Genomic DNA, 12727 nt, shown 5'->3' with positions numbered 1-12727 from the left:
GGGCATGTGGCGGGCGGCGGTCGCCACAGCGACCGCCGCGGAGCACGCTGCCGTGGGCGTAGCCGAACTGACGGCGAGTCTGCTGAACTCATCGCCCGAATCGTCGCTGACTGGACCGGTGACAACGATGCGACGCTACAGGGCGGCGAGGGTCCGGCTCGCCGAGATGGAAAAGGTGTCCCGCGCGTTCGACGTGACGCTCAACGACGTGGCGCTGGCGGCGATCACCGACAGCTACCGCCGCCTTCTGCTCAACCGCGGTGAAGAGCCGCGCCATGATTCGCTACGCACCCTGGTTCCGGTCTCGGTGCGGTCGTTGAAGGACTTCCACCAAACCGACAACCGCGTCTCGGCGATGCTCCCGTTATTGCCCGTCGACGAGGCGGATCCAGTGAAACAGTTGGAACTGGTGCACTCCCGGCTCACGAGGGCCAAAGCCAGCGGTCAGCGGGAAGGCGGTGGCGCATTCATGTCGGCGGCTAACGCTATCCCATTTGCATTGTGGGCGTGGACGATGCGGTTGTTGACTGGCCTTCCGCAACGTGCAGTTGTCTCTGTGGCAACTAATGTGCCCGGCTCTCGGCTGAGGCAGAAGGTCATGGGCCGTGAGGTATTGGAAGTGCTACCGGTACCGCCGATTGCTCTTGGCCTGCGCACCGCCATCGCGATGCTGAGCTATGCCGATAGTTTCGTTTTCGGTATTACCGCCGACTACGACAGTGCGCCTGACGTCGATATGCTCGCTGAAGGCATCGAGCAGGGTGTGGCACGGCTGGTGAGCATGAGACGAATGCGCAAGCGGAAACGCCAGCCTGCCAAGGTGACTCGTAGCGCATAACCCGGATGTAAGACGGTGTTGTGGGGCGATGTCCGGGCTCGTCGCGCAGCGAAAGGTCGACTACCTGCGTCGACTGCGCTCGACCGCTGAGGCGCACCGCGAGCAGCACGGATTCCCCCATTGGATGATTTACGACGAGGCTCATCTGCTCGGTAACGACGAGCAACCGCACTGGGCGCGGCGCGGTGGCTACGTGCTGTCATCGTTCGCACCGAAAGCATTGCCGCCGGGCGAGATCGACAACAGTGACGTCGTGCTCGAGCTCACGACGACAGACGGACCGGCCGACCTTCCGTCAGACCACCGAGCTACCGTGCGCTTAGGCTCGAGGCCGTCTCGCCCGTTCACTATCGCAGAACGCCGCACCAAACACGTACGACACCAGCACAAGTACGCCGACGTGTGCCTACCCAAAGAGCGCCGGTTCTACTTCCACACCGTCAATGGCCAACCCGTGCCGCCCGCCGCTACCATGCACGACTTCCGCGCCGCGGTAAAGCACCTCGACCAACGGGCACTGCAATACCATCTCGAGCGCGGGGACTTTTCTCACTGGCTCGACGACATCATCTCCGACAAAAACTTTGCAACGCGAATGGCAGCCTGGGAGGACGAGCTGCAGGCCCATCAAGCCGCCGACCTGGAACGCATACGCACCGAGCTAGTCCGAGCGGTCGAAGACCGGTACCTACCCACGCAAAATAGCGATTGATCCCGTTATGGTGTGATCGCCGCCAGAAAGCTCACTGCGAGAGCTCGATGGTGTGGCCGGGCATGAGGAAGTGCACTTGCCCGCAGTACTCGATGTCGATTGGGTTGGGCTGTTCGGAATCCGAAGTGACCCTTGCCTGGCGGCCGCTGACCTGCAGGTGCAGGCGATGGCCGCGGTACCGTAGCGGAAAGGTCAGCGTGCCAAGAGTTTCGGGCCACAACGGGTTGAGCACAATGCGGTCACCGCGGAACTCCAGACCAGTAAAGCACCGCTGCAGCAAGTCGACGCTACCGGCCATGGCCGCCAGGTGAATGCCCTCGAAGGTGGTACCTCCCTGAATGTCAGCGACGTCCGAGAACAAGACCTGCCGAAAGTACTTCAGTGCCCGGACCCGGTCACCACGTGCCAACACCCATGAATGCACGATAGCACTCAACGTCGATCCGTGCGACGTCCGGGCACGGTAATAATCAATGGTTTTCGGGATCTGCTCGGGCGCGAAGGAGTAGCCGAGCCGGTCGAGCAACTCACGCAGTTCGTCGGAGGAAAGCAGGTAGAACAGCATCAGCGCGTCGGCCTGTTTGGATGCCTTGTAATGGTTGATGTTGTCGTTCTCGGCCTCCAGAATGCGGTCCAGCCGCTGAATATTTCCGTATCGCTGGCGATAAGCGTGCCAATCCAGCTCGGCCAGCTGTTCGTAGCCCTCGAACTGGCTGATCACGCCGTCGTGAAACGGAACGAACATTCGTCGGCTCACGTCGTCCCACAACTCGAGTTCCGGACCGTCGACTCCCAGTCTTTCCAGCAGATCGAGTCGATCCGACAACGGCAGTAACTCTAACGCTTCCATAGCGCGCACTATGGTCCAGACCGCCATCACGTTGGTGTAGGCGTTGTTGTCGATGCCGTCGTAAACCCGGCCGGGGTAGCCCGAGTGGAACTCGTCGGGCCCAATCACTCCACGGATTACATAGCGTTCACGTCCGGTGTCGAAGCTGGCCAAACTCACCCAGAAGCGGGCGATTTCAGCTAGCAGTTCCGCCCCGTAGTCGACGAGGTAGTCGACGTCGCCGGTCACCTGGTAGTACTGCCACATGTCGTAGGCCACGGCTATCCCGCTGTGGTGGGCGCGTGCGCTGGCGTCGGGATTCCACCTGCCCGAGCGCGGATTCAGGTGCAGCTGCGGGCTTTCCTCACGACCGTCGCTACCGGATTGCCAGGGGAACATCGCACCGGCGTAACCAGCTTCGCGGGCAGCGCGGCGGGCCTCTTCCAGCCGCCGATATCGGTACTGGAGTAGGGATCTCGTCACGGTCGGAAGATGGATGTTGAAGGCTGGTATGACGAACAAACTATCCCAGAAAATGTGGCCGCGGTACGCCTCACCGTGTAGGCCACGCGCGGGCACTCCGACATCCAGGGCTGCGGTGTTCGGTGACAACGTCTGCAGCAGATGCAGCAGGTGCAGCCGCACGATGCGGAGTTCGTCGGGCTTTTCATCGAACCGGATGTTGAACCGTTCCCACAGATGTGCCCACATGACCGTATGACCTAGCAGCAACTCGGAAACCCGGCCCAGACCGCGCAGTTGGCGCTCGGCTTCGTCCGCCGGTCCGGAGATCGCAGGATCGCGCCCGGTGACGACGGTGGCGACCTTCTCCAGCGTCACCGATTCGCCGGCTGCCAGGTCCACCGCGATGTTGTGGCCGATACGGGCCCCTCGAGCGATGCCCGCCTCGTCCTGTACCGGCCGGTAGTCCGCCTGCACCGGCGCCTCGGCACGCCACAACGTATTGCGGGCCGCCACGGCGACCGGGATCCGGGATTCAATCGTCGCTGCCTCCAAGAGCATGGAGTCAGTAGATAATTCGCGCGTCTGTATTACCCTGAGGTGTTTGCTGGATAACTCGGAGTAGCGTGCGATCTGCCGGTTCTCGATGTCGCCGTCTATCGCGGAGCGGATTTCGATTGTTCCCGACCAGTTTTCGGCCGTTATGGTGGTCTCCAAGGCAGCTACGTGGGGCAGATGCATTGCCGTGAATCTGCGCTGGCTCACCGCCGTGTTGCGCCCGGCGGTATCGCGGAAACGGAACTCGCGGGTCAAGACGGCTCGGCGCAGATCGAGGGTTTGTGAATACGACAACAGCTCCGCGGTGTCGACGTCGAACCACGGCCCGGCGGCGATTCGGAAGGTCACCGGCAGCCAGTTGGGTAGATTCACCAGACTTTCGTTGGTGACGGTGGTGCCGTCGATCGTATCGGTAAGCCGATTGTAGACTCCGGCAGCGTAGGTTCCCGGATAATGAAAGTCCCCTGCCGTCGACTCCGGCGCGCAGCCACGGGTGGCGAAATAGCCGTTGCCAACGGTGCACAGCGCCTCGCGCAGTGGTTCGTCCTTCGGATCGTAGCCACCGAAGGTCAGTGACCACGGATTGCTTGATTCGTCGTGCTCCACCGCGATGTCTCGGGCCAGCCGTTCGGTGAATTCGCGGACGGCGGTCGGGCCGTCAAGGGCGAACCGAGCGGCCGAACCGCGGTCACCTTCGTCGCCGTTGCGGATCACGATCCCCATGCCGTCATAGCGCAGAGCGTCGAAAGCTTCCTCGTCCGTTAGATCGTCGCCGATGTAAATCGGCAACCGCACGTCTGCTCCGGCGATCCGGTGCACAATCCAGCGCAGGGCTTTGCCTTTGTCCCACGCGACATTCGGTTGCAGCTCAGTTACCTTGCGCCCGTTAATAACTCGAAGGCCGCTGCGGTTACCGATAGTATGCACGGTGGCGGTCACCTCGCGCACCACCCCGGGTGCGGCATTGCGGTAGTGCACAGCCACGGAGTACCGCTTATGTTCAACGGCGACCGCGTCGAGGAGTGCGAATCGGTCACGCAATTCGGCTGCTACCTGTTCAAGGACACCGATGGTTGCCTCGGCGGTCTCGTTGTGGTACCGACTGCCGTCGGGCGCGCTGAGCTCGAAGCCGTGGCTGCCCGCGTACCAGAGGCCGAACAGCCGGACACGCGACCAGAGGTCGGCGAGGTCACGTCCGCTGAGCACGACGACATCGCACTGTGCGGCTAGTGCCCTGAGGGCATCGGCGGCACCATCGGCTAGGGCGGCAGCGCTGGGTTCGTCGACAATGGGCGACAGCGTGCCATCGAAGTCCAATAACACCGCCGGTCGCCGCACGCCTATTACCGCAGCGATTTGCCCGTAGGACTGCAGCGCATCAGGAAGCGTTGACATCTGACGATCTACGCGGCGCACTATGACGCGGGCAAGGTCGTCTACCACCGCATCGGCACCACTTCGACTCAGCCCGTCAGCGTGCCCCGCTCGATCGATCCCGATAACGAGCGCGAATCCGCCGTCACGGGCGGCGGTGACACCGGCCGTCGAGGCCTCCACGACCACACAGCGACTGGGCGACACGTCGAGTTGCCGGGCGGTCTCCAACAGAAGCGCGGCGTCCGGTTCGCCCGGCAGCCCCGGTTGGCCGTTACTACAACTGTCGACACCAACGGTGAAGTCGGCGCCGAGATTGGCCTCTGCCAGAACCTGTTGGCACTTACGGCCCGGCGAGTAAACACCAGTACGTAGGCCGGCATCGTGCAGCTTGCGCACCAGCGCAACGGTGGAATCGCACACCGGCGCACCCTCAGCCGACAGCTTCAGGAAAAGCTGGCGCATGCGGGTGGCCAGCCCGCGGACGATGTCGCCGGTGGAATCGGCCTCGCCATCTGTGGGTAAAAAAATACCCCGCGACGCCAGGAAGTCGGTTATCGCATCGCAGCAGGGTTTCTCGGCCAGAAAGCGGTCGTAATCGTCGCCGGTGAACGGCGAGTGGTTCTCGCCTTCAGCCGGCGCCCGTTGCGCCAAGTATTCGTCAAAACATTGGCTCCAAGCAGACACCTCGATGCTGGCTGTGTCCGTCACGACTCCGTCGATGTCGAAGATCACCGCGTCGTAGTAGCGCGGATCGACGATCACCGGCGCTGTCATGATCATTGTCAAGGTTGTCGGGGCTAGCGGATATCCAGCACTTCGTCGAGCGGCCGCCGCGGTGTTGCGGCGGGTAGCCCTTCCAACGGGGGTGCTATGCCGACACGGACCAACACCTGCGGTTCGCCGCGCTCGCCGGTGAGCTTACGGACGATGTCGCGGCTGGCGTCCAGTTCAATCAGATGGGTCAGCGTGCAGGTCGCCATGCCGGCCACCGTGCATTCCAGCAGCACGGTGGACAAGGCCTCGCCGCAACGCAACACCTCCGCCCGGCTATCTCCCGCAGTGGACAGCACAACGATCTTCGACCAGTCCACCGCGACCTCGGCACGGCGGTCGCTGTAGCTGCGGGCGGGAAAATCCCGCGCCACGTCGACCCGTTGGCGCTCGGAGACGGATGCCAGCGTATCCGGTGGTACACCCTCAGAGAGCGCGAACGGCGATGTCCACCATTGCAATTCAGCGTGATATGAAGCATCGTCGCGCCGCAGCGCCTCGGTCAGCTGCGATGCTTCCACCAACTCTGGTCGCATATCGTCCGGCAGTACATCGAGCATCGCGACCTTCTCGTCGACACTGCGGCGCAACACCGGTTCGAACGACGGCCAGTATGTCGGACGGCCCAACGGGAGCCGGTCCGTTCGACGTTGCAGGATCGCCTCGGCCCGCTGGCGTTGAGCGTCGGTGACGAATACGACTGGGCTAAAAGTAATTAATGCCAAGTGGTCCAGGTTGTTTGGGTTCGGAAACCGATCGATGTTCGCTTGCCAGCCAGCGGCCACCATTGCGACGCGAAGGTGATCGAGAACAGCCCCACAACTGATGATCGCTTCCCTGCCGGAACGGTCGGCACTGTGCACCCACCGGCGCCGGTCGATAAACAGGCGCAACTCTGCGCCCTCGAGTGTCCAGTGCCAAGGCTGGCTGTTGTGTATCGATGGCGCACGACACGCCAGCTGTACCGCGCTCTTAACCACCTCAACGTCCGGCACTGCCTGAGGCATTGTTATTCCTCCATCCATTACCCGAAGTCGATCCTAGGCATGACTGGGGGCGTTCCTAGAGTCATTGGTCCCCCCGCGGCGCTGCCATTGGCCCTTGCGGTCACAAGGGACCTTTGGCCCGCTGTGTGGTGACCTTCACCGGGCAACTGTGGTCCTCCGACGCTACGGCGCAGTTCCACACCAGGAGAGGATCGGTGGCATGGAGCAGGCCTCGATGACGATGAGTCCGTACGCTGAGGTCCACGAAACGCATACGGGTGTCGTCGTACTGGTCGGTGACAAGGCATACAAGGCAAAAAAACCGATCACGACCGAGTTCCTCGATTTCAGTACCGTCGACCGCCGCGAGCGCGCCTGTGCCAGGGAGGTTTTGCTCAACAGCCGGCTGGCACCGGAAAGCTATCTTGGGGTTGCCCACTTGACCGATCCCACAGGAGGTCCCGCTGAGCCCATTATCGTGATGCGACGCTATCCGGACTCGCGTCGGCTGGCCACACTGGTGAAACACGGCGCCCCGGTGCTCGGTGAGCTGGCCGACATCGCCGACGAATTGGCGCGGTTGCACAACCGAGCGAATCACAAGCGCGCTGTGGACACGCAGGCCAAGGGTGGCGCTGTCAGCGCACGGTGGCAAGAAAATATAGGCGAACTAAAGCGATTCGCAGGAACCGCGATACCGGCCAAGTTACTAGAGCAAATCGACTTTCTCGCGAATAGATACATCGCCGGCCGTACAGCGCTCTTTGGCCAGCGCATCGCCGACGAACGTATCGTCGACGGGCACGGTGATCTGCTGGCCGATGACATCTTCTGCATGCCCGGCGGTCCGGTGCTACTCGATTGCCTGGATTTCGACGACCAACTGCGGTACGTCGACCGCATCGATGATGCTGCTTTCCTGGCGATGGATTTAGAGTTCCTCCGACGTAAAGACCTTGCGATTTACTTCCTGGATACGTACAGCCGCCTCGCGCAGGACGATGCGCCGGCTTCGCTGAAGCACTTCTACGTGGCCTATCGCGCGGTGGTCCGGGCGAAGGTCGACTGCATACGATTCGCCCAGGGAACGCCCGATGCTTTGGCCGATGCCTCACATCATTTGTCGCTTGCGTTCGACCATCTGGCGGCGGGAGCGGTCCGGTTGGTCCTGATCGGCGGCGCGCCCGGGACCGGCAAGACCACACTTGCCCATTCGCTCGGCGAGCGTGTCGACGCCGAGGTGATCTCCACCGATGATGTGCGGCGTGAGTTGCAACAACACGGCACGATCGGCGGCGCGACCGGGGTTCTCGACGAGGGCCTGTATCGGCCCGAGAAGGTCGCTGCCGTGTACCACGACGTCATCCGGCGGGCACGCTTATCCCTGACCCGCGGACAGTCGGTGATCCTCGACGGCACTTGGCGAAACCCCCACCAGCGCCAGCTGGCTCATGCCCTCGCCGAGCACACCGCATCGGCCCTGCTCGAGATTGTCTGCTGGACCCCGGTCGACGCAGCGGTCCAACGGGTGGAACAACGGGGCGCAAGTAGCTCTGACGCGACTGCGCACATCGCCCGCGCGTTAGCCGTCCGCGACGACGCGTCGGACAGTCGGCACCGCATCGACACCAGCCAAACGATAGACCACTGCACGGACGAGGCTGAAAAACTTTGGCACAACGCAACTCTAGCTGCTGATCTAGCAGACCAGTCTCACTGATTCCACGACCGGTTGTAAAGGAGATTCCAACAAGATGCAGGCAAACACCTATGTCCGCGACATCGCGACACTGAGGATCGCCGACGCTGAGGAAGCCGGAGGTAAGGGCGCCAACCTGGGTGAGCTCGTCGTCGCCGGGCTGCCGGTGCCACCCGGTTTCGTGCTGATGCGATCCGGTTACCTCGCGTCGATGAAGGACGCTGCAGTGGATAGCGAGCTCAGCGCCCTTCACAACGAAGCTCTGGCGCAAGTCGACAACACCGCTCGGCTGGCCGAGCTGTGCGGGCGCATGCAGAAGCTGGTCACCAAAGCCGGTGTCAGTCCGCCAATTCGAGAGCAACTACTCGCCGCATACCGGCGGCTTGGATCGAATACCTTTGTGGCCGTGCGGTCCTCGGCCACCGGAGAGGATGGCCGCGACGCATCATTCGCCGGTATGAATAGAACCATAACGAATGTGACGGGTGCGGACGCTCTTGTGGAAGCGGTTACCCGCTGCTGGGAGTCCCTATTCACCCCGCGCGTGATCACCTACCGCGCCACCCGCGGCTTCACCTCCGACCCCGCGATGGCAGTCGTAGTCCAGCAGATGATTGCATCCGAGGCGGCAGGTGTGGCCTTCACCAGCGACCCGAGCACGGGCGCGGATGACCATCTGGTCATCGAGGCCGCATTCGGGCAAGGCGAGGTGGTGGTGTCAGGCAAGGTGGAACCCGACACCTATGTGGTAAGCAAAGACAGCCTGCAGGTGCGCGACGTCCGGGTGGGATATCAGGCGTTCAAGATCGTGCGTGGCGCTGACGGCCGCGAAACCACCGTCGAGCTCGACCGCGCCGACGCGCAGGCGCGTGTCCTCGACGATAATGCGTTGCGACGTATCGCGGAGCTGGCGGTAGCCACCGAACGGCATAACGGCTGCCCGCAGGACGTCGAGTGGGCCATCTCGCAAGGCACCACCTGGCTGGTGCAAGCCAGACCGATCACTACGCTGCCACACCCCGATGAAGGCGATCATGCTGTGCTGGTCCGTGGACTGTCTGCGGCTCCAGGCACAGCATCGGGCAACGTGAGGGTGCTGCTGGCACCCGAGGACGGCAACCGCTTACTCGCTGGCGAGATTCTGGTGGCGCCGATGACCAATCCGGACTGGCTGCCGACGATCCGGCGGGCGGCCGCGCTGGTGACCGACAGCGGCGGAATGACCTGCCACGCCGCCATTGTGGCGCGCGAGCTCGGCGTTCCCTGTGTCGTCGGCGCCCGCAACGCAACCACCGCGCTGCATGACGGCACGCTTGTCACCGTCGACGGAACACGCGGACAGGTCATCGCCGGCCACGTCGCAGAGATCCCGCAGACAACGGTTAACGATCGGCCCACCGCAGCAGTGAGAGTGGAAGAGGTGACAGGGACCAAGATCTACGTCAACCTGGCGATGCCGGAAACCGCTGAAACTGTCGCGGCACAAGATGTCGACGGCGTGGGGCTGCTGCGCGCCGAATTCATGCTCACTGAAGCGCTGTCTGGGCGACACCCGCGTGATCTCATTGCACGCGGGGAGCAGGATCAGCTGGTTGATGCGATGGTCGCCTCCGTTGGCCGGGTCGCCGCCGCGTTCATGCCGCGCCCGGTCGTCTACCGGGCAACCGACTTCCGCAGCAACGAGTTCCGTGGTTTACGCGGCGGCGAGCATTACGAACCGGTCGAACACAACCCGATGATCGGTTACCGCGGTTGTTACCGCTACGTCAAGGAACCGGAGCTCTTCGCCCTGGAGCTGCAAGCCCTGGCCCGGGTCCGCGAGCAAAACCCCAACGTGCATCTGATGATTCCGTTCGTTCGCACACGATGGGAACTCGAACAGTGCTTGACGTTGGTGGATGCCAGCCCGCTGGGCCGGCAGCGTGGGCTCCACCGGTGGGTGATGGCGGAGGTGCCCTCGGTGGTGTACTGGTTGCCGGAATACGTCGGGATGGGTATCGACGGAGTGTCCATCGGCAGCAACGACCTAACGCAACTGATGCTGGGTGTCGACCGCGATTCCGATGTTTGCGCCGAACTGTTCGACGAATCAGACCCAGCAGTCCTCGATGCGATCGGCAAGATCGTCACCATCTCGCGAGAATTGGGCATCACATCGTCGCTGTGCGGGCAGGCGCCCTCGACCAAGGCGAGCTTCGCTGAACACTTGGTACGGATGGGTATTACGTCAGTGTCAGTGAACCCGGATGCGGTCGCTGCGGCACGGCATGCCGTCGGGGCGGCCGAACGACGGCTCTTGCTCGAGTCCTCAATCCAGCAGCGGAATACGCCCATCGACCACTGACCGGCAAGCTCGCCGACGTGTCGAAAGTGACGTCATCGTCAGCTGCGCGCCACGAGCACAGAACATATAGCACGGCCGAACACACCGTGCCCAACCCGGCCGATAATTCGGGCGACCTGAGCTGCCTCGTGGCTTCCCACGACGGCCAGTTGGAGGGGTTCCTGGGTGCGCGCGAGGAATTCAGCAGCGCCCGCTCGGGCAGCGGCGGGACGGACGTGCACCTCGCGATAACAATCCACCCAACGTCCGAGACGACGATCCAACTTCCAGTATGGAACTTCACCCAATCCCCACCGCCAGACTCCGAGCGCCAGTATCGACGCATTGCGCAGTCTCGCTTCTCGGAAACCATGCTCGAGTACCGCATCGTTATCGGGTGAATCGCCGACGACAACGGCGATCCAACCAGTGTCTGAAGCGGGAGGCACCTGATCGGTGCGGATGATCGCCACGGGGCAGTGCGCTTTCTCCGCGAGCGCAGCGGCAGTCGATCCGAGCAGCATATGGGCCAACCGCCCGATGCCGACCGATCCTACGCAAACCATGGCGGCATCACGTGATTCGTCAATCAACGCGACTGCCGGCGATCCGTGCACAACGGTGGTTTCCACCTTGACTGCCTTTTCCATGGCATCGATGGCGGCGGCTGCGGTGCGCAATGCCGTCTCCCCATATTCCAGATCTAAGTCAAGGCCGCCCGTAGCCGAGGCTAAGTGCTGGTCGCGGGTGGCGTAGAGCAACCGCAGTGGGATGTCACGGCTCGCGGCCTCCGCCACCGCCCACTTGGCGGCGGTGATAGCGGCGTCTGATCCGTCGATGCCCACCACAATTGGCCCTAGCGCTGACTGCGGTTGGGTCATCGCATTCTCCTGATCAGGCGGCTCGACGCACAAAAGAAATTCTGCGTCATAGACATCGCACCCACGAGGGTCCTACGACCGTTTTGTTGAGGACTAACGCCTCATGACCGACGACCATTGCCGGCCTAGCGTTCCTGTTGACTGGAGGAGGCAAAATGGCAGCACAGCCCAAGGACCACGGCATCATCGTCGGCGTCGACGGATCCCCTGCATCGAATGCGGCCGTCTGCTGGGCGGCCAACGACGCCGTTATACGCCATATTCCGCTAACCCTCGTGCACACGATCAACCCTGTCGCTACGACATGGCCAGCGATCCCGGCGCCGAACGAATTTGCGGTGTGGCAGGAAAACGAGGGGCGCAGGATCCTCGCCGACACATTGAAGATCGCGCGAGATACGACCAAGGACAATCCGCGGACACCAATTGAAACCGAGTTGACGTTCTCGGCCGCCACCCCAGCGCTTCTCGGCCTGTCCAAAGTGGCCAAGCTGGTAGTCGTGGGCAACACCGGGCGCGGAGGGTTGGCTCGCGGTTTGCTCGGATCGGTCAGTTCTAGCCTGGTACGGCACTCGCATTGTCCCGTTGCGGTAGTCCGCGACGAAGAGCCGCGGGTGCCCCACCCCGCGCAGGCTCCCGTGCTTGTGGGACTCGATGGCTCCCCGGCCTCAGAGCTTGCTATAGCAATCGCATTCGACGAGGCATCACGCCGTCGCGTCGACTTGATAGCTCTACATGCGTGGAGTGACAGGGAAATTATCGAACTCCCCGGTCTGGACTGGGCGGCGGTAAAGGCTGAAGAGGAGCGTCTTCTGGCCGAAGGCCTAGCCGGCTGGCGAGAGCACTACCCCGACGTGAAGGTGTCCACGCTTCTTGTGTGTGATCGACCATCCCGCGTGCTCGTCGAAACATCCGAGGCCGCACAGCTTGTCGTCGTCGGAAGTCACGGACGGGGTGGTTTCACCGGCATGCTCCTGGGTTCGGTCAGCAACGCCGTCGTCCAATCCGCCCGTACGCCAGTAATCGTTGCCAGGCCGTCATCATCTCGGCGGCCGATCAGAACCGGAAAGAAGTCGGTATAGCAATGAACTCATCGCAGCAATCAAAGAGTCGGACACGCATGTTCGCCCGAGTCCTTGGCCCGTATTTTGTGATCGTGCCTCTCATCATTGTGGTGCGCGCCTCGGACATGCGAGTCCTACTATCTGAGTTCGGTGCGAACTCAGCCTCGATCGGGCTATATCTGACGTACATCGGCTGGAAGCCTATACCCAGCCAACCGGCCTCAGAC

7 protein-coding genes and 1 pseudogene (1 of these 8 running past the window's edge) are annotated in these 12727 nt (G+C 62.6%); 5 read left to right on the top strand and 3 right to left on the bottom strand.

Annotated elements, in window-relative coordinates; all coding sequences use genetic code 11:
• Together ACFE99_RS00650 and ACFE99_RS00645 are read left to right on the top strand one after the other, a co-directional pair.
• A pseudogene (locus ACFE99_RS00650) lies at window positions 1-838 on the top strand (wax ester/triacylglycerol synthase family O-acyltransferase) (it extends 551 nt beyond the left edge of the window).
• A 28-nt stretch (window positions 839-866) separates the two neighbouring features.
• A complete protein-coding gene (locus ACFE99_RS00645; protein ID WP_375481436.1) occupies window positions 867-1550 on the top strand; it encodes a hypothetical protein in 684 nt (227 codons plus the stop codon).
• A gap of 31 nt (window positions 1551-1581) precedes the next feature.
• On the opposite strand, the gene otsB is transcribed toward ACFE99_RS00645, so the two are convergent.
• Window positions 1582-5550, bottom strand: a complete 3969-nt coding sequence (gene otsB / locus ACFE99_RS00640) for a trehalose-phosphatase (protein WP_375481434.1) — start codon at window positions 5548-5550, stop codon at window positions 1582-1584.
• Between the two features lie 23 nt (window positions 5551-5573).
• Window positions 5574-6554, bottom strand: coding sequence for an Acg family FMN-binding oxidoreductase (locus ACFE99_RS00635; RefSeq protein WP_375481431.1), 981 nt, complete (start codon window positions 6552-6554; stop codon window positions 5574-5576).
• A gap of 199 nt (window positions 6555-6753) precedes the next feature.
• Between ACFE99_RS00635 and ACFE99_RS00630 the strand changes: the two genes are divergently transcribed.
• Both ACFE99_RS00630 and ppsA read left to right on the top strand, forming a co-directional pair.
• Window positions 6754-8253, top strand: coding sequence for a nucleoside monophosphate kinase (locus ACFE99_RS00630; RefSeq protein ID WP_375481428.1), 1500 nt, complete (start codon window positions 6754-6756; stop codon window positions 8251-8253).
• 34 nt (window positions 8254-8287) lie between these two features.
• Window positions 8288-10576, top strand: a complete 2289-nt coding sequence (gene ppsA / locus ACFE99_RS00625; protein ID WP_375481426.1) for a phosphoenolpyruvate synthase — start codon at window positions 8288-8290, stop codon at window positions 10574-10576.
• A gap of 38 nt (window positions 10577-10614) precedes the next feature.
• On the opposite strand, the gene ACFE99_RS00620 is transcribed toward ppsA, so the two are convergent.
• The gene (locus tag ACFE99_RS00620; protein WP_375481424.1) at window positions 10615-11436 is read right to left on the bottom strand and encodes a universal stress protein; all 822 of its coding nucleotides are present in this window, start codon (window positions 11434-11436) and stop codon (window positions 10615-10617) included.
• A 155-nt stretch (window positions 11437-11591) separates the two neighbouring features.
• On the opposite strand from ACFE99_RS00620, the gene ACFE99_RS00615 reads away from it, so the two are divergent.
• On the top strand, window positions 11592-12518 hold the full coding sequence (locus ACFE99_RS00615) for a universal stress protein (protein ID WP_375481422.1): 927 nt from the start codon (window positions 11592-11594) through the stop codon (window positions 12516-12518).
• Window positions 12519-12727: the final 209 nt, after the last annotated feature.

It is taken from the genome of uncultured Mycobacterium sp., from assembly GCF_964249325.1.
Lineage (GTDB): Bacteria > Actinomycetota > Actinomycetes > Mycobacteriales > Mycobacteriaceae > Mycobacterium.
Note: the sequence above shows the minus strand (reverse complement) of the source record. Positions and strands in the feature narration are given on the sequence as shown.

Bases quoted from the DNA above. Each gene is read 5' to 3' on its own strand.
- ACFE99_RS00630 (WP_375481428.1), top strand. From the start codon at position 6,754: ATGGAGCAGGCCTCGATGACGATGAGTCCGTACGCTGAGGTCCACGAA.
- otsB (WP_375481434.1), bottom strand. From the start codon at position 5,550: ATGACAGCGCCGGTGATCGTCGATCCGCGCTACTACGACGCGGTGATC.
- ppsA (WP_375481426.1), top strand. From the start codon at position 8,288: ATGCAGGCAAACACCTATGTCCGCGACATCGCGACACTGAGGATCGCC.
- ACFE99_RS00635 (WP_375481431.1), bottom strand. From the start codon at position 6,554: ATGCCTCAGGCAGTGCCGGACGTTGAGGTGGTTAAGAGCGCGGTACAG.
- ACFE99_RS00645 (WP_375481436.1), top strand. From the start codon at position 867: ATGTCCGGGCTCGTCGCGCAGCGAAAGGTCGACTACCTGCGTCGACTG.
- ACFE99_RS00615 (WP_375481422.1), top strand. From the start codon at position 11,592: ATGGCAGCACAGCCCAAGGACCACGGCATCATCGTCGGCGTCGACGGA.
- ACFE99_RS00620 (WP_375481424.1), bottom strand. From the start codon at position 11,436: ATGACCCAACCGCAGTCAGCGCTAGGGCCAATTGTGGTGGGCATCGAC.